Origin of the sequence: Elioraea sp. (assembly GCF_022842375.1) — a bacterium.
Taxonomy (GTDB): Bacteria; Pseudomonadota; Alphaproteobacteria; order Acetobacterales; family Acetobacteraceae; genus Elioraea_A.
This window is the reverse complement of record NZ_JALHPR010000016.1, coordinates 14,821-31,320: the sequence shown is the minus strand read 5'-3', so window position 1 is coordinate 31,320 and position 16,500 is coordinate 14,821. Positions and strand designations below refer to the sequence as shown.

At 69.2% G+C, this 16,500-nt stretch carries 18 protein-coding genes and 1 other RNA gene; 7 read left to right on the top strand and 12 right to left on the bottom strand.

The window, feature by feature from the left end; genetic code table 11:
- The first annotated feature begins 15 nt into the window (after positions 1-15).
- Positions 16-384 (top strand): MarR family transcriptional regulator, encoded by a 369-nt coding sequence (locus tag Q0C38_RS14210; RefSeq protein ID WP_291297761.1) that lies wholly within the window; start codon positions 16-18, stop codon positions 382-384.
- A gap of 174 nt (positions 385-558) precedes the next feature.
- On the opposite strand, the gene Q0C38_RS14205 is transcribed toward Q0C38_RS14210, so the two are convergent.
- The 8 genes from Q0C38_RS14205 to Q0C38_RS14170 all read right to left on the bottom strand — a co-directional run bounded on the left by Q0C38_RS14205 (position 559) and on the right by Q0C38_RS14170 (position 9,104).
- Entirely contained in the window at positions 559-1,491 is a 933-nt protein-coding gene (locus tag Q0C38_RS14205; RefSeq protein WP_291297760.1) for a glyoxylate/hydroxypyruvate reductase A, read from the bottom strand.
- Between the two features lie 10 nt (positions 1,492-1,501).
- Positions 1,502-1,954 (bottom strand): hypothetical protein, encoded by a 453-nt coding sequence (locus Q0C38_RS14200; protein ID WP_291297759.1) that lies wholly within the window; start codon positions 1,952-1,954, stop codon positions 1,502-1,504.
- A gap of 4 nt (positions 1,955-1,958) precedes the next feature.
- Complete coding sequence (locus tag Q0C38_RS14195; protein ID WP_291297758.1) at positions 1,959-3,602, bottom strand: ABC transporter ATP-binding protein; 1,644 nt, start codon at positions 3,600-3,602, stop codon at positions 1,959-1,961.
- Entirely contained in the window at positions 3,602-4,636 is a 1,035-nt protein-coding gene (locus Q0C38_RS14190; protein WP_291297757.1) for an ABC transporter permease, read from the bottom strand. The genes Q0C38_RS14195 and Q0C38_RS14190 overlap by 1 nt, the downstream gene beginning before the upstream one ends.
- A 6-nt stretch (positions 4,637-4,642) precedes the next feature.
- The gene (locus tag Q0C38_RS14185; protein WP_291297756.1) at positions 4,643-5,749 is read right to left on the bottom strand and encodes a microcin C ABC transporter permease YejB; all 1,107 of its coding nucleotides are present in this window, start codon (positions 5,747-5,749) and stop codon (positions 4,643-4,645) included.
- Between the two features lie 16 nt (positions 5,750-5,765).
- Positions 5,766-7,616 (bottom strand): extracellular solute-binding protein, encoded by a 1,851-nt coding sequence (locus Q0C38_RS14180; RefSeq protein ID WP_291297755.1) that lies wholly within the window; start codon positions 7,614-7,616, stop codon positions 5,766-5,768.
- A gap of 126 nt (positions 7,617-7,742) precedes the next feature.
- Positions 7,743-8,552: an inositol monophosphatase family protein gene (locus tag Q0C38_RS14175; RefSeq protein WP_291297754.1), complete on the bottom strand. Its 810-nt coding sequence runs from the start codon at positions 8,550-8,552 to the stop codon at positions 7,743-7,745.
- A gap of 12 nt (positions 8,553-8,564) precedes the next feature.
- Positions 8,565-9,104: a cytochrome c family protein gene (locus tag Q0C38_RS14170; RefSeq protein WP_291297753.1), complete on the bottom strand. Its 540-nt coding sequence runs from the start codon at positions 9,102-9,104 to the stop codon at positions 8,565-8,567.
- Between the two features lie 146 nt (positions 9,105-9,250).
- On the opposite strand from Q0C38_RS14170, the gene Q0C38_RS14165 reads away from it, so the two are divergent.
- Positions 9,251-9,991 carry a 3-deoxy-manno-octulosonate cytidylyltransferase gene (locus Q0C38_RS14165; protein ID WP_291297752.1) on the top strand — a complete coding sequence of 247 codons (741 nt, stop codon included), beginning with the start codon at positions 9,251-9,253 and terminating at the stop codon, positions 9,989-9,991.
- On the top strand, positions 9,988-10,839 hold the full coding sequence (locus Q0C38_RS14160) for a prephenate dehydratase (RefSeq protein ID WP_291297751.1): 852 nt from the start codon (positions 9,988-9,990) through the stop codon (positions 10,837-10,839). Before Q0C38_RS14165 ends, Q0C38_RS14160 begins: the two co-directional genes overlap by 4 nt.
- A gap of 64 nt (positions 10,840-10,903) precedes the next feature.
- On the opposite strand, the gene Q0C38_RS14155 is transcribed toward Q0C38_RS14160, so the two are convergent.
- The 4 genes from Q0C38_RS14155 to Q0C38_RS14140 are packed head-to-tail and all read right to left on the bottom strand — an operon-like array spanning position 10,904 to position 13,273.
- Positions 10,904-11,653, bottom strand: coding sequence for a sulfite exporter TauE/SafE family protein (locus tag Q0C38_RS14155; protein WP_291297750.1), 750 nt, complete (start codon positions 11,651-11,653; stop codon positions 10,904-10,906).
- Between the two features lie 49 nt (positions 11,654-11,702).
- Positions 11,703-12,080 carry a hypothetical protein gene (locus tag Q0C38_RS14150; protein WP_291297749.1) on the bottom strand — a complete coding sequence of 126 codons (378 nt, stop codon included), beginning with the start codon at positions 12,078-12,080 and terminating at the stop codon, positions 11,703-11,705.
- Positions 12,077-13,009: an NAD(+) diphosphatase gene (nudC, locus tag Q0C38_RS14145; protein ID WP_291297748.1), complete on the bottom strand. Its 933-nt coding sequence runs from the start codon at positions 13,007-13,009 to the stop codon at positions 12,077-12,079. The genes Q0C38_RS14150 and nudC overlap by 4 nt, the downstream gene beginning before the upstream one ends.
- A 60-nt stretch (positions 13,010-13,069) precedes the next feature.
- Complete coding sequence (locus Q0C38_RS14140; protein ID WP_291297747.1) at positions 13,070-13,273, bottom strand: hypothetical protein; 204 nt, start codon at positions 13,271-13,273, stop codon at positions 13,070-13,072.
- 138 nt (positions 13,274-13,411) lie between these two features.
- On the opposite strand from Q0C38_RS14140, the gene ffs reads away from it, so the two are divergent.
- The 4 genes from ffs (at position 13,412) to recR (ending at position 16,356) form a co-directional block, all read left to right on the top strand.
- Positions 13,412-13,502, top strand: an RNA gene (ffs, locus tag Q0C38_RS14135) — signal recognition particle sRNA small type.
- Between the two features lie 43 nt (positions 13,503-13,545).
- A complete protein-coding gene (locus Q0C38_RS14130) occupies positions 13,546-15,423 on the top strand; it encodes a DNA polymerase III subunit gamma/tau (protein WP_291297746.1) in 1,878 nt (625 codons plus the stop codon).
- Positions 15,420-15,743: a YbaB/EbfC family nucleoid-associated protein gene (locus Q0C38_RS14125; RefSeq protein ID WP_291297745.1), complete on the top strand. Its 324-nt coding sequence runs from the start codon at positions 15,420-15,422 to the stop codon at positions 15,741-15,743. Before Q0C38_RS14130 ends, Q0C38_RS14125 begins: the two co-directional genes overlap by 4 nt.
- A 22-nt stretch (positions 15,744-15,765) precedes the next feature.
- Complete coding sequence (recR, locus tag Q0C38_RS14120) at positions 15,766-16,356, top strand: recombination mediator RecR (protein ID WP_291297744.1); 591 nt, start codon at positions 15,766-15,768, stop codon at positions 16,354-16,356.
- Positions 16,357-16,500 lie beyond the last annotated feature (144 nt).

Below are 16,500 nucleotides of genomic sequence, written 5' to 3'. Positions count from 1 at the left end.
CATGAGGACAATGACATGGCAGCCAATCCCGCCAGCGAGCACCTGCTTTCCGTTCTGCGTGAGACCATCGTGTCGCTGGTCCGCCGCGATGGGCCGGATCTCTCCGCCCGCCAGCTCGGCGTGTTCCTGACCGTCTACATGACGGAAGGCCCCCACACCGTGCGCGGCCTCGCGCAGGAGCTGAACGTTTCCAAGCCCGCCATCACCCGCGCGCTCGACCGGCTCGGCGAGCTCGACCTCGCCCGCCGCAAGGTCGATCCGCAGGATCGCCGCAGCGTCATCGTGCAGCAGACCCTGAAGGGCGCCGCCTTCCTTCGCGAGATGCGCAAGATCATGGGCGAGGCGAACGGCACGGGCCGCGGCTACATGAAGCGCGCCGGCTGACGCCAGCCGCCAAGGCATGTGAGAAGGCCCGGCACCGTGAGGTGCCGGGCCTTTTCGTTAACAGATTCCGTCATCGCCTGGGTTTCAGCTGCGTCGTCGTGAAAACAGAACGATACAAATTCGCAAGCACCCCATGCAGCGATGCATTGCGCTGCCGCGAGCGGCATCCTGTATTCAGTATCCGACCGAAACATCCACCACGTTGGCCAGCGGCCGCCCCTCGCGCAGCCGCGCGAGATTGTCCACGACCTGCGGCGCGACGCTGCGCGGGATCGTGATCGAGGCCGCGTGGGGGGTGAGGATCACCTTCGGGTGCGCCCAGAAGCGGTGGTCCTGCGGCAGCGGCTCGGTGCGGAACACGTCGAGCGTCGCCCCGCTGACGTGCCCCTGGTCGAGGGCGGCGAGGAGGTCCTCCTCAACGACATGCCCGCCGCGCGCGGGGTTGATGACGTAGGCCCCGCGCGGCAAAGCGGCCAGCGTGCGCGCATTGACGAGGCCCTCCGTCTCCGGCGTCAGCGGCAAGAGGCAGACCAGGATATCGGTTCGCGCAAGAAACGGCAGCAGCGCGTCCTGTCCTGAAACCGTCTCGATGCCGGGAAGCTCCTTGGGCGTGCGCGACCAGCCGGCGACGCGGAAGCCGAGGGCCGCAAGCTTGCGCGCCGCATCCGCCCCGAGATTGCCGAGGCCCAGGATGCCGATGCGCGTTGCCTCGGTGTCGGGTGCGGGAAGCTCGTCCCACACGCGCGCGGCCTGGAGAGCGCGGTAGCCCTCGTCCTGCCGATGGTGGCGGAGGACGGCGAGCATCACGTACTCGCTCATCGCTGTCGTCAGCAGCCGATCGACCAGGCGCACCACGGCAACGCCAGGCGGCGGCCCCGGCGGGCGAAACAGGTGATCGACGCCAGCACCCATGCTGATCAGCAGCTTGAGGTTGGGATAGCGGTGGAGATCCTCCGGCGGGTGGTTCCACGTCACCGCCGCGGCGATGTCCTCGACCGGCCCGGTGTCGGGGAAGAGGCGGATGTCGAGGCCCGGGTCCAGTGCCAGCAGTTCCTCGCGCCAGACCTGCATGGTCGCCGGTTTGGTCGAGACCAGAAGCGCGTTCATGCCAGACGCCTCATGACAACCCGTCCTCCTTGTCCTGTTCCTCGCGCGTCCTGCTCTGGCGCACGAACTCCATCCAGTCGCCGTCAGGTGGCCGGCACTCCTCGCCGTCGCGCGAGAGCGTCACGGCGCCGGCATCCCACACCTTCACGAAGGCATCAGGCTCGCTCGTGGCATAGCCGACGGTGCGCTCGTACACCTGGTCCTTCATCCGCGGGAGGATGACGAGGAACCAAACGCCGAGCCCCGCCATGAGCGCGACGATGCCGAGCGGCAGGCCGCCGATGGCGACCCCGCCGATCGTGCCCATGATGCCGATGAAGATGGGCAGCGCCGTCTCGATCCGGCGGAACACGGGGCTGCCTGGCCGGCTCATCAGCCCGATGTTGACGCCGAGCATGAGCCGCTTCTCGGCAACCAGACGCACGAGCTTGGCATGCGCATCACGAACACGACGATCCGCCACCGCCCTAGCTCCGCACCACGCCGCCCTCGGTCGCCTTCAGCGAGAAGGCGGCATCCATCAGCGCGCGTGTATACGGCTCGCGTGGCGCGTCCATCACCGTATGCGTCTCCCCCTGCTCGACCACCCGGCCATCCTTCAGCACCACGACGTGATGCGCCATGGCGCGCACCACCTTGAGGTCATGGCTGATGAAGAGATAGGCGAGGCGATACCGTTCCTGCAATCCGCGCAGCAGCGCGACGATCTGCGCCTGCACCGACATGTCGAGCGCCGAGGTCGGTTCGTCCAGCACGATGAAGCGTGGCTTGAGCACGAGCGCGCGGGCGATCGCGACGCGCTGGCGCTGCCCGCCGGAGAATTCATGCGGATAGCGATCGGCGGAACCCGGGTCGAGCCCGACCTCATCGAGGGCTGCCCGCACCGTGCGGCCGCGTGCCGCCGCATCAAGCCCCGGCTCGTGGATCGCCAGCCCCTCGCCGATGATCTCGGCGATCGACATGCGGGGCGAGAGGGAGCCGAACGGGTCCTGGAACACGATCTGCATCCGCCGGCGCAACGGTCGCATCGCGGAACGGTCGAGGCCCTGGATCGGGCGCCCCTCGAAGCGGATCATGCCCTCGGACCGTTCAAGCCCGAGCAGGGCGAGCCCCATCGTCGTCTTGCCCGAGCCGCTCTCGCCGACGAGGCCGACCGTTTCGCCCTCGCGCACGCGCACCGAGATGCCATCGCACGCCTTGATCACCGAGACGGTGCGGCGGAGAAGGCCGCGGCGGATCGGGAAATGCACCTTCACATCCTCGCCCGCCATCACCTCGGGCGCATCCGCGGCCACCGGTGCGGCCATGCCCTTGGGCTCTGCCGCGAGCAGCATCTGGGTGTAGGGGTGCTGGGGATTGTCGAACACATCCGCCACGCGCCCCTGCTCGACGATCCGGCCCTTCTGCATCACGCAGACACGATCGGCGTAGCGGCGGACGATCGCGAGGTCGTGGCTGATGAGCAGGAGCGCCATGCCGAGGCGCTGTTTCAATTCCGCAAGAAGCTTCAGGATCTGCGCCTGGATCGTGACGTCGAGCGCCGTCGTCGGCTCATCCGCTATCAGCAGTGCCGGGTCGTTCGCGAGCGCCATCGCGATCATCACACGCTGCCGCTGCCCACCGGAGAGCTGGTGCGGAAAGGCGCCGAGGCGGTTGGCGGCATCGGCGAAGCCGGCCATCGAGAGGCACTCCACCGCCCGCGCGCGGGCGGCCGGGAGCGAGAGAGGCCGGTGCAGCTGCACCGCCTCGACAATCTGCCGCTCGATCGTGTGCAGCGGGTTCAGGCTCGTCATCGGCTCCTGGAACACCATCCCTGCGATGCCGCCGCGCGCCTCGCGCAGCGTGCCGAGCTCCGCACCGATCATCTCCTGCCCTGCGAGCCTGATCGACGATCCCTCCGGGTGCCGCGCCGCGGGATAGGGCAGGAGCTGGAGCACCGAGAGTGCCGTGACCGACTTGCCCGACCCGCTCTCGCCGACCAGCGCCAGCGTCTCGCCGCGATCGAGGGTGAACGAGGCACCCTCGACGCCGACGATGTCCTTCGTCCCCGCGCGGAAGGTCACGCCGAGATTGCTGACCGTCAGCAACGGTTCGGTCACCCGCTTGTTCATCAGCGCCCGCCTCCCGGCAGTTTGCGCGGGTCGAACGCATCGCGCACCGCCTCGCCGATGAAGGTCAGCAGCGTCAGTTGCAGGGCCAGAACGATGAACCCGGTGATGCCGAGCCACGGTGCCTGGAGGTTATTCTTGCCCTGCGAGAGCAGCTCCCCGAGCGAGGGAGAGCCTGGCGGCAGGCCGAAGCCAAGGAAGTCGAGGCTGGTCAGCACGGTGACGGAGCCTGCGAGGATGAAGGGCATGAAGGTCAGGGTCGCCACCATCGCGTTCGGCAGGATGTGGCGCAGCATCACACGCACGTCCGACATGCCCATCGCCTTGGCGGCCCGCACGTAGTCGAAGTTCCGCCCGCGCAGGAACTCGGCGCGGACGACGCCGACGAGCCCCATCCACGAGAACAGCAGCAGGAAGATCAGCAGGATCCAGAATGTCGGCGTGATGATCGAGGCGAGGATGATGAGCAGGTAGAGCGTCGGCAGACCCGACCAGATCTCGATGAAGCGTTGGAAGCCGAGATCGACCCACCCGCCGTAGTAGCCCTGCACGGCACCTGCTGCGACGCCGATGATGGAGGAGACGATGGTCAGCGTGAAGCCGAACAGGATGGAGATGCGAAAGCCGTAGATGATGCGTGCGGACACGTCACGCGCCTGGTCGTCGGTGCCGAGCAGGTTGTTCCAGGAGGGCGGTGCGGGTGCCGGAACGGGCAGGTTCTTGACCACGGTGTCGTAACGGTACGGGATGGCGGGCCACACCATCCAGCCCTTCTCGTTGATCAGGCTCTGCACCTCGGGGTCATGGTAGTCGGTCGTGGTCGGAAAGAAGCCGCCGAAGGTCGTCTCGGGATAGTCGACGAGCACGGGAACGTAGAACGACCCGTCGAACCGCACGAGCAGCGGGCGGTCATTGGCGATGAGTTCCGCGAACAGGGTGAACAGGAACAGCGCGGCGAACAGCCACAGGCTCGCATGGCCACGGCGGTTGGCCCGGAAATTCGCGAGCCTGCGCTGGTTCAGCGGTGAGAGCGGCATCGCCCCTCAGCGCCTGGCCGAGAAGTCGATCCGCGGATCGACGATGGTGTACATGATGTCGCCCACGATCTGCATGACGAGGCCGAGCAGCGTGAACATGTAGAGCGTGCCGAACATCACCGGATAGTCGCGCCTGATCGCCGCCTCGAAGCCGAGGAGGCCAAGCCCGTCGAGGCTGAAGATGATCTCGATCAGCAGCGCGCCGGTGAACAGGATGCCGATGAAGGCGGACGGGAATCCCGCGATGATCAGCAGCATCGCGTTGCGAAACACGTGGCCGTAGAGAACGCGGGTTTCCGACGCCCCCTTGGCGCGCGCCGTCATCACGTATTGCTTGTTGATCTCATCAAGGAACGAGTTCTTGGTCAGCAGCGTCAGCGAGGCGAAGCCGCCGATCACCATCGCCGTGATCGGCAGGGCGAGGTGCCAGAAATAGTCCACCACCTGCGCGCCGAAGCTCATCTCGGCAATGCCGGGGCTCGTCAATCCTCGCAACGGGAACCATTGCAGGAACGACCCGCCGGCGAACAGCACCACGAGCAGGATCGCGAACAGGAAGCCGGGGATGGCATAGCCGACCAGCACGACGGCCGATGTCCAGAGGTCGAAGCGCGAGCCGTCGCGCACCGCCTTCTGCACGCCGAGCGGGATCGATATCAGGTAGACGAGCAGCGTGGTCCAGAGCCCGAGCGAGATCGAGACGGGCATCTTCTCGAGGATGAGCTCGATGACGGACCTGTCACGGAAGAAGCTGCGCCCGAAATCGAAGGTGAGGTAGCTCGTCATCATGTCGACGAACCGCGTCAGCGGCGGCTTGTCGAAGCCGAACATCGCCTCGATTTCCTTCACGATCGCAGGGTCGAGGCCACGCGCGCCGCGATAGGCGCTCTCGGTCGTTCCTCCCCCGGCGACATTCTGGTCCGGTGCGCGCAGCGTCTCGCCCTGCCCGCCGGTGATCCGTTCCGTTGCCGACACGGCCGTGCCGCGCAACTCGGCGATCATCTGCTCGACCGGCCCGCCCGGCGCGAACTGGATGACGGCGAAGTTGATCACCATGATCCCGAACAGCGTCGGGATCACGAGCAACAGGCGCCGGAGAAGATAAGCCCCCATGCTCGGCTTGGGTGCCTCAGCCGCCGCCCGAGCGACGTTCCGATGCCACCCGCGCCTCGCGCACCGGATCCACCCACCAGGTGTCGAAGCCGAGGCCGTAGCGCGGCGGTGTCGCCGGGCGGTCGAACTTGTCCCAGAAGGCGACGCGGAACACGCGCGAGTGCCAGTGCGGCACCACGTAGTGGCCCCAGAGCAGCACGCGATCGAGCGCACGCGTGCGGGTGATCAGCGCCTCGCGGTCCGGCGCGCTGATCACGAGCTCGACCAGCTCGTCCACCACCGGGTCGCACACGCCGATGGAGTTACGCGAGCCTTCCATCCTGGCTTTCTCGCAGGTCCAGTAGTCGCGCTGCTCGTTGCCGGGCGACAGGCTCTGGCCGAACACGTCCACGGTCATGTCGAAGTCGAACGCGTCGGTGCGCGCCTGGTACTGCGCGGTATCGACCGTGCGCGTGCGCATCTCGATGCCGAGGCGGTTGAGGGACTGCGCATAGGGCAGTGCGACGCGCTCGAACGAGGGCGAGGAGAGCAGCATCTCGAAGGTGAAGGCCTGGCCCTGGCTGTTCACCAGCTTCTGGTTGCGCACCGTCCAGCCCGCCTGCTGCAGAAGCGTCAGCGCACGGCGGAGATTGTCGCGGTTGTTCCCCGACCCGTCGGTCACCGGAAGCTTGAACTCGGTGGTGAACACCTCCGCCGGAACCCTGCCGCGGAAGCGTTCGAGCAGTGCGAGCTCCTCGCCCGCGGGCAGGCCGGAGGAGGCGAGCTCGGAGTTGGAGAAATAGGAGCTCGTGCGCGCATAGGCATCGAAGAACAGGTTGCGGTTCGACCATTCGTAGTCGAAGGCCAGCATCATCGCCTCGCGCACGCGCCGGTCCTGGAACAGCGGGCGGCGGATGTTCATCACGAAGCCCTGCATGCCGGTAGGCAGCTCGTGCCGGATCTCGTCGAGCTTCACGAGGCCGCGGCGGCGGGCGGGGAAATCGTAGCCGGTGGCCCACTCCTTCGCGATGTTCTCGGAGCGGAAATCGATCTGCCCCGCCTTGAACGCCTCGAACGCGACCGTTGCGTCGCGGAAATATTCGTAGCGCATCAGCGCGAAATTGTCGGTGCCCTTCTCGGTCGGCAGGTCCCGCGCCCAGAAATCGCGCACCAGGCGGTAGTTCACCGTCCGCCCCGCCTCGAAGCCATCGATGCGGTAGGCGCCGGCGCCGAGCGGCGCCTCGAGCAGCGGGCGGGTGAAGTCGCGCCCGTCCCACCAGTGCTTCGGCAGCACCATGAGCTGGCCGAGGATGAGCGGCAGCTCGCGGTTGCCGCCATCACGGAAGCGGAACAGCACACGGCGCTGGCCTTCGGCAGCAACCTCCGTCACGTCGCCCCAATAGGCGCGATAGAAGGGCCGGCCGGATGTGCGCAGCGTCGTGAAGGTCCAGACCACATCGTCGGCGGTGATGGCGCGGCCGTCATGCCAGCGCGCATCGGGGTGAAGCTCGAACGCCACCCAGGTGCCGTCATTGGCGATCTCGACCTCGCGGGCGAGGTTGGCGTACTCCGTCGAGGCCTCGTCCTGAGAGCCCTTCAGCAGCGTCATCCACAGCGCACCGATGCCGGCCGCCGCCACGCCGCGCACGATGAAGGGGTTGAAGCTGTCGAAGCTGCCGATCGCCGCGAGCGTGACCTCGCCGCCCTTGGGCGCGTTCGGGTTCACGTAGGAGAAGTGCTTGAAGTCGGGCGGATAGCGCGGCTCGCCGAGCAGGCTCAGCGCATGCGTGCGGCGGGAGGCACCCTGCGCCCGCACCAGGCCGGGTAGGGGAAGGGCAGCCGCGAACGGTGCCGCCAGCGAAGCGGTAACGATCTCACGCCGACGCATCGGAAGCCCTCCTGCCTCGAAATTCCGGAGGCGAATAGATCATGCCAGACAATGCGCGCCGCAAGGGAGATTGCCGCGCCCGCGCATAACGCTCACGCCAGTTTCCTCACCGGCATGACAGGCTCCTCACGCTTCCGCCAGCACCCCGAGTGCCGCGCCGTGCAGCGCCGCGGAACCCGCCGCGAGCACCGAGCCATCGGCGCCTGGCCTGAGTGCCGCGCCGTTCCAGTCCGTGATGACGCCGCCCGCCCCCTCGATGACAGGAACGAGTGCCGCCCAGTCCCAGATCTTGTAGGTTGTCTCGGCGATGAGATCGACGCCGCCGAGGGCGAGCAGCCCATGCGCATAGGCGTCGCCGCCCCACGTCACCTGGCCGACGCGGGCGGCAAGACGCTCCCAGCGCGGTCGGGTCTCGGGGGTGAAGAGGTCGAGCGTGGTGCAGGAGAGCTGCGCCTCGGCCAGCACCACCCCCTCTCGCGTCCGTGCCCACGAACCAGGAGGGGGTGCGCCATAGCCGGCAGGCGCGGTAAACCGCGTCTCGCGGCCCGCGAGGCCGAGCCAACGCTCACCGGTGATCGGCTGGTTGATCAGCCCAAGCACCGGAATGCCGCGATCAAGCAGCGCGATCAGCGTGGTGAAGCACGGACGGCCGGTGATGAAGCTTTTCGTACCGTCGATCGGGTCGAGCACCCATTGAAAGGAACGGTCGGCCCGCTCCGCCCCGAATTCCTCGCCGATCACGCCATGATCGGGGAAGCGCTCCGCCAGCACCGCGCGAATTGCCTGCTCGGCAGCACGGTCAGCCGCCGTTACGGGGCTCGAATCGCCCTTCCGGGTGATGCCGATGCGCTCGCGGAAGAAGGGGCGGATGACAGCGGCCGCGACATCGGCCGCAGCCTCCGCCACCCGGGCGCAGGCGTCGAGATCATGCGTCACGGCCCGCCTCCCTCAGGGAAGCGGCTTCGGCTCGGTGGCGAGGCTGCGGAGATAGGCGATCAGGTCAGCCCGCTGGCTGGCGGACGCGATGCCGTTGAACGCCATGCGTGTGCCTGGCGCATAGGCACGCGGGGCGGCGATGAACTTGTTCAGCTCCTCGTAGTCCCAGGGCGTGGCCTTCATGCCGGCGATGACGGCGGAGTAGTTGAACCCCTCGGCATGCGCATGCGGCGCGCCGACGATGCTCCAGAGATTGGGGCCGACGCCGTTGCGCCCACCCTGGTTGAAGCTGTGGCAGGCGGCGCACTGGCGCTGGGCGATGGTCTGGCCGTTCTGCGGGTTGGCGGCAGCCAGCAGCGGGCCGATCGGCTCGATCGCCGCGGCGGCGGGGGCGGCTGCCGGTGCCTGCGCGGCCGGCGCGGCAGCGATCTGCAGGACCGACTGTTCGAGACGCTTGGGGTGGACCAGCGCATCACCCAGGATGCCCGTCACCATGAACAGGATACCCGCCAGCAAGAGCGCGGCGAAGGCCTTGTTCACTTCCATGCTCATTGGTTCACACCATCCCTGCTCGGCGGAGACGCAGCCTTGCCCCGCCACGTGGGGGGCTTCCCAGGATCGCGCCTATCGATTACCGCATTCCATTAGGGCATCGCCCCGATGGTCTCAACCCTTCTCGCTGCCGAAAGCGCCCACCGGTGAACCCGATCGTCCTCATCCCGGCCCGCATGGCCTCCTCCCGCCTGCCGGGCAAGCCGCTTGCCGCCATCGCGGGGCGGCCGATGATCGCCCATGTACTCGACCGTGCCCGAGAGGCCGGCGTCGGCCCCGTCGCGGTGGCGTGCGCCGAGGCCGAGATCGCCGACGCGGTGCGCGCCGCCGGCGGCGTGGCGGTGATGACCGACCCTGACCTCCCCTCCGGCTCCGACCGCTGCTTCGCCGCACTCGCCGCACTCGACCCTGCTGGGGAACACGACGTGGTGGTGAACCTCCAGGGCGACCTGCCGACGCTCGACCCGGCCGCGATCCGCGCCGTGCTCACCCCGCTCGCCGACCCGGCCATCGATATCGCGACGCTCGTGACGGCGATCCACGACGCGTCGGAGGCGTCGGCGCCCAATTTCGTCAAGGCGGCGGTGGTATTCGCCGAGGGAGCGGAGACGGCGCGCGCGCTCTACTTCTCCCGCCTGCCGGTGCCGTTCGGCTCCGGCCCGCTCTGGCACCACATCGGCATCTATGCCTGGCGGCGGGCAGCGCTCGCACGGTTCGTGGCGCTGCCGCCCTCGGGCCTCGAACTCCGCGAAAAGCTCGAACAGCTCCGCGCCATGGAGGCGGGGATGACCATCGCCTGCGCGCGCATCGCCACCGCCCCCTTCGGCGTCGACACGCCCGAGGATCTTGCCCGCGCCCGCGTTCTTCTTGAGGGACACACCGCGTGACCGACCGCATCGCCTTCCAGGGCGTTCCCGGCGCCTATTCCGACCTCGCCTGCCGCAACGCCTATCCCGGCCTCGACACCCTGCCCTGCCCGAGCTTCGAGGATGCGATCGTGGCCGTGCGCGAGGGCCAGGCGAGGCTGGCCATGCTGCCCTGCGAGAACAGCCTCGCCGGCCGCGTGCCGGACATCCACCGCCTGCTGCCCGACAGCTTCCTGCATGTGATCGGCGAGCAGTTCCAGCGTGTGGAGCACTGCCTGCTCGCGCCGAAGGGGGCGACGATCGCCGGACTGAAGCGTGCCCGCAGCCATGCCGTTGCGCTGGGCCAGGTGCGGAACGTGATCCGCGAGCTGAACCTGACGCCCGTGATCGAGGCCGACACGGCCGGTGCCGCCGAGCATGTGGCGCAGATGGGCGGGACGGAGGATGCGGCCATCGCCTCCTCCCTCGCGGCAGAGATCTACGGCCTCGAGATCCTGCGCAGGAATGTCGAGGACGCGGCCCACAACACGACGCGCTTCTACGTGATGGCGCGCGAGGCCGCCCCGCCGCCACCCGAGACGCCGGGGCTGATGACGACCTTCGTGTTCCGCGTCCGCAACGTGCCGGCAGCGCTCTACAAGGCGCTCGGCGGCTTCGCGACCAACGGCGTGAACATGACCAAGCTCGAGAGCTACATGGTCGGCGGCGCCTTCACCGCGACGCAGTTCCTGTGTGACGTCGAGGGCCACCCCGAGCAGGGCCCGCTGCGGCGTGCGCTCGAGGAGCTGCAGTTCTTCTCGCGCGAGACCCGCATCCTCGGCGTCTACCCGATGCACCCCTACCGCGACGAGATGGGCGCGGGCGACTAAGCACTGAAATGCGACGAAAAATCGGGGTTCGACCCGGAGCAGACTCCGGCGGTGGCCCTGGCCGCTAAGACGCGACGCCTCGCCAGATGAGTTGGCCCCCAAGCGCCAGCAGCCCCACGAAGAAACAGACCCGGAAGGTCTCCGGCCGCACCCGTGCCCGCAGCCAGCCGCCGAGCGCCATGCCCGCCAGCGCCGGCAGCACCGCGAGCAGCGAGGCCGCCGAGGCCGCAAGCGGGAGAGCCCCATGCAGCGCGAGGCCGCAGGCGAGCGCCAGGGTGGAGACGGTGAAGGACAGGCCGAGCGCCTGCACCAGCTCATCCCGCGCCAGCCCGAGCGAGCCAAGATAAGGCACGGCGGGGATGACGAAGACACCGGTCGCGCCGGTGACCAGCCCTGTTGCCGTGCCGACGAGCGGCCCTGCCCAGCGCTCGGCCGCGGGCGGCACCCGCAGCCGCAACTTCGCCAGCCCGACCATGCCATAGGCCGCGAGCGCCGCGCCGAGGAATGCCGTCGCGGTCCCCACCGCCGTGCCCGCAATCACCCCGGCCCCCGCCAGCGTACCGGCGACGACGCCTGCCATCATCGGCCATAGCCGGCGCAGTAGGGCACCGAAACGCGGGCCGGCCAGCAGCTGCCAAACATTCGTCACGAGCGAAGGCACCAGCAGCAGGGCGGCCGCCTCGACTGGCTGCATGGCGAGCCCGAGCAGCCCCATCGCCACGGTCGGCAGCCCGAGCCCGATCACGCCCTTCACGACCCCGGCCAGCAGGAAGGTCGTGGTGAGCAGGGCGGCATAGGGGATCGGGTCAGCCATGTCCTCGCAAGGAACGGCTGGAGCATGATCCGTCCAAACGGAGCAGGCTCTAATACCCGACGGGTGCTGGCCGTGGCGCCTGGCCGAGTGCGCTGCCGGGGCTCTCGGCAGGCCGCGGGTCGAAGGACGGGGCGCGCACGCGCTCGACGCCGCTCGCGGGCCGGGCGATCGCGCCCGTCCTCACCATGCAGTCGTTGAAGGCGTCAAGTTCGGCGTTCCGTAGGTCCTCGAGCGCGCGGGCATAGGCGTCGCCGAAGGTCGGTGGCGGCATGCTGCGGCCGATCTCCTTCGCGCGTGGCGAGGACGCCGCCTCGCGCCGGCATTCGGCAAGGCGGGGATCGCTGGACGCCACGCCCTCGGGCGCGGGAAACGCACGCGTCGTGCACCCGGCAAGCGCGAGCAAAAGCAGGACAGCCGCGCCCCTCATGCGATCCAATCCTCGATCAGGCGGCGGGCGATGCTGTCGATCCGCGGCAGGCGAAGGCCGAGCGCATCGATGTCGCGCAACTCCGCCCGCGTGAACCAGCGCGCATCCTGCAACTCCTCACCATCGACCGTCAGCGTCGGGTCATCGGCCACGGCGTAGAAGCCGAGCATGATGGAGGAGGGAAACGGCCAGGGCTGCGACGAGTGGTAGGTGACGTCGCGCACGCGCACGCCGGCCTCCTCGAACACCTCGCGCGCCACCGCCTCCTCCAGGCTCTCGCCTGGCTCGACGAAGCCGGCGAGCGTCGAATACATCTTCACCAGCGGGAAGCGATGGCTGTGGGCGAGCAGGCAACGCTCCTCCCCGCCAGCGTCGCGGTGGGAGACGAGCATGATGACGGCCGGGTCGGTGCGCGGGAAATGCGCTGCCCCGCACTGCGTGCAGACCATTGCATTGCCGGCGGAGCGGGGCGCGCACACCCCGCCGCAGACGCCGCAGAACCCGTGCCGCGTGCGCCAGTGCATCAGCCCCCGTGCATGCGCGAGGACGGAGGCCTCGAGCGGGTCGAGCTGCCCCGCCACCTGGCGCAGATCGGTGAAAGCGACGCCGCCCAACTCCGCGAGCAGGGGGGCGGGGTCCTCCTCAGCGGAGAGGTCGAGCGCGAACACGGCACGTTCGCCCCAGAGGCCGAGGAAGCCGTGCGGGCGCTGCTCGATCCCCATTGTCGCTGCCGCGAGCGTGGTCACGAGAACCGCTTCGGGCGCGCCCGCCTCGACGCCGCGAAGCAGTGATTTCGCGCGCCATACGGGGGCGAACAGCGTTGCAGGGTCAGCCAGCGCAGCAGCGATGAATGCCGCATCGTCGCGCCGGTTCGCGGCGCGGTCGATCGGGCTTCCGGTGTAGGCGTTGGGGCGCGTGGCGGGCGGCATGTGTGTGAGACGACCGTGCCACGACCGGCAGCCGCCGTCCATGCGCTCGGGCGCGCGGCGTCACCGGCGCGGGGCGCGTGGCGATGGTGGGTGTGCTGCAGGCGGTGGCGCATCCTCGCGCTTCTCGTCCTCCGGCAGGCCCTCCTCCAGCACCTCCTCGGTGACGAGGCGGCCGCTGTCCGGACGGCCCGGCGCATCGGGGGGACCGGCGGGATCATCCGCGCCAGGCTTGGGCTTCGGGCGTGGCGATGTGGTCATGGCCATCCTGTCCCTGCTGTTCGCATGAACGCCTCCTGTTCGCATGAACGATGATCAAACGCGGGAGAGGCATGGCGGTTCCCGCCTTGTGCGCCGGGCGGGGGTGTTCCGGGACGGGCATGGCATGCTACATCCGTTGTGGGAGGTTGGTGGCGGACGGGCTCCTCGCCAACCCGGTCAGGTCCGGAAGGAAGCAGCCGTAACGGGTTCTTGCCCGGGTCGTTCGCCAATCTCCCACCCTATGGGCCTCCCACCTTTTCCCTCGCGTGCGGGATGCGATGGCCAACCTGTTCGGAGAGACGCCGGAGGAAGAGGCGCCGTCGCCCCAGGATGCCCCCCCCCAGGATGGGCCGGGGCTGTTCGGCGATGCGCCTGCATCCATTCACCCAGCGGCGCCCCTGCCGGCAGCGGCAGCGCCGACGCCCTATCGCGTCCTCGCGCGGAAGTACCGGCCCCAGGATTTCGACGCGCTGATCGGCCAGGAGGCGATGGTGAGGACGCTCACCAACGCCTTCGCCTCCGGCCGCATCGCCCATGCCTTCATGCTCACAGGCGTGCGCGGCGTGGGGAAAACCACCACCGCACGCATCATCGCCCGCGCACTGAACTGCCTGGGCGCCGACGGAACGAACGACCGCCCCACCATCACGCCCTGCGGCGTCTGCGCCAATTGCCGCGCCATCGCAGAGGACCGCCATACCGACGTGATGGAGATGGACGCCGCCTCCCGCACGGGGGTGGACGATATCCGCGAGATTATCGAAGGCGTCCGCTTCCGCCCGCTCTCGGCGCGGCAGAAGGTCTACATCATCGACGAAGTGCACATGCTCTCGCGCAACGCCTTCAACGCGCTGTTGAAGACGCTCGAGGAACCGCCCGCGCATGTGAGCTTCATCTTCGCCACCACCGAGATTCGCAAGGTTCCCGTCACCGTCCTCTCGCGCTGCCAGCGCTTCGACCTCCGCCGCATCGCGGCCGACCACCTGGCGGCGCATTTCGGCGGCATTGCGGTGAAGGAAGGTGCCAGCGTCGAGGATGGTGCGCTCCGCCTGCTCGCCCGCGCCGCCGACGGCTCGGTGCGCGACGGGCTGTCGCTGCTCGACCAGGCGATCGCACTCGCCGGCGACACGACCGTCACCGAAGCCTCCGTCCGCGACATGCTCGGGCTCGCTGACCGCGAGGCGGTGTTCGACCTGTTCGAGGCGGTGATGACGGGCCGCGTGGCCGATGCACTCGCTCTGCTGGCGGAGGGCAACGCCGTCGGCGCCGACCCCGGCATCATCATCACCGACCTGCTCGGCATCACCCACACCGTCACGCGCATCAAGCTCGCGCCTGCGCTCGCCGAACGCGCGGCGCTGTCGGAAGCCGAGCGTACGCGCGGTGCCGCTCTCGCCGCTGCCCTGCCGCTGCCGCAGCTTGGCCGCGCCTGGCAGATGCTGCTGAAGGGCACGGCAGAGGTGAACGAGGCGCCCGACAGGCTGGCCGCGGCCGAGATGGTGCTGATCCGCCTCGCCCATGTCGCCGACATGCCGACGCCCGGCGACATCATCCGGCGCCTCGGCACCGAGGGCAGTGCCGGTGCGGCGCCGGCACCGCGCGGTGGTGGCGGTGGGGGTGGCGGCGGTGGGGGTGGCGGGGGCCTTCGCGCCATCGCCGGCGGGGGTCGCGTCGAGGCGGTCGCTGCCCCGCAACCTGCACCCGCGCCGGCAACCGACGCGATCGCCATCACAGGCTTGGCCGACGTCGCCGCACTCGCCATCGCCAGGCGCGAGGCGACACTTGCGGCCATCATCACCAGCCGCGTGCATCTCGTGCGCGTCGAGGACGGGCTTCTCGAGATCCGCCCCGATGCCGATGCGCCGCGTGACCTCTCGCCGCGCCTCGCCGCCCTGCTCAGCGAAGCGACAGGGCGGCGCTGGACCGTCGCCGTCTCGACCGAAGCCGGGGCGCCGACGCTCGCCGAGGTCGAACAGGCCAACGCGGCCAGAGTGCGCGCGGAGGTGGAGCAGGATGCGCTCGTGCGTGCCATCCTCAGCACCTTCCCCGGTGCGACGATCGAGGCGATCCGCGACGCCGCACCCTTGCCTGACCAGAACGACCCCCACCTTGATTCAGGCATCGACCCAGAGCTGAGCGGAGACGAGGACGCATGAAGAACCTGGCCAACATGATGAAGCAGGCGCAGGAGATGCAGGGGCGCATGCAGGAGATGCAGGAGCGCCTCGCCCAGGCAGAGGTGCAGGGCGCCTCCGGCGCCGGCATGGTGCAGGTGACGATGAACGGCAAGGGCGAGGTCAAGCGCCTCAAGATCGACAAGGTGCTGGCCGACCCGGCCGAGATCGAGGTGCTCGAGGACCTCGTCGTCGCGGCCCTCGCGGACGCCAAGGCGAAGGCGGAAGCGATGACGGCGGAGGAGATGGGCAAGGTGACGGGCGGGCTCAACCTCCCCGCGGGGCTCAAGCTGCCGTTCTGATCCCGTGGCGCCACCCGGTCTCATGGGGCCAGAGCTCGAGCGGCTGATCCTGCTGCTCGGCAAGCTGCCGGGCCTGGGGCCGCGCAGCGCGCGGCGGGCAGCGCTCGCGCTGCTGCAGAAGCGCGACAGCGTGATGCGGCCGCTGGCCGAGGCGATGGCAGCGGCGGCGGAGGCGATCCGCCCCTGCTCGGTCTGCGGCAATCTCGACACGACCGACCCCTGCGGCCTCTGCGCCGATGAACGGCGCGACAGGGCGACGATCTGCGTCGTCGAGACGGTGGGCGATCTCTGGGCGCTCGAACGCGCCCATGCGCACCAGGGCGTCTACCACGTGCTCGGCGGCACGCTGTCCGCACTCGCCGGCCAGCGGCCGGATGATCTCGCGATCGAGGGGCTGGTCAGGCGCGTCGCAGCCGGTGGAGTTCGCGAGGTGATCCTCGCCACATCGGCGACGGTGGACGGGCAGACGACGGCGCATTACGTCGCCGAGCGACTGCGTGAGAGCGGAATAGCGCTGTCGCGCCTGTCACACGGCGTGCCCGTCGGCGGCGAGCTCGGCTATCTCGATGACGGAACGCTCACGGCAGCCCTCGCCTCGCGCCGGCCAGCCTGAAGTGGGCCAGCCTGAAGCGGGCCAGCGTGAAACGGGCCTACCTGACGTTCAGCGGCGCCGGCGGACCCGCAAAGGCGCTGCGGGGCGGCGCAAGGCCGCCGCGGCAGCGGCCAATCCAAGCAGCCCAGCGAGAATCAGTTCGGT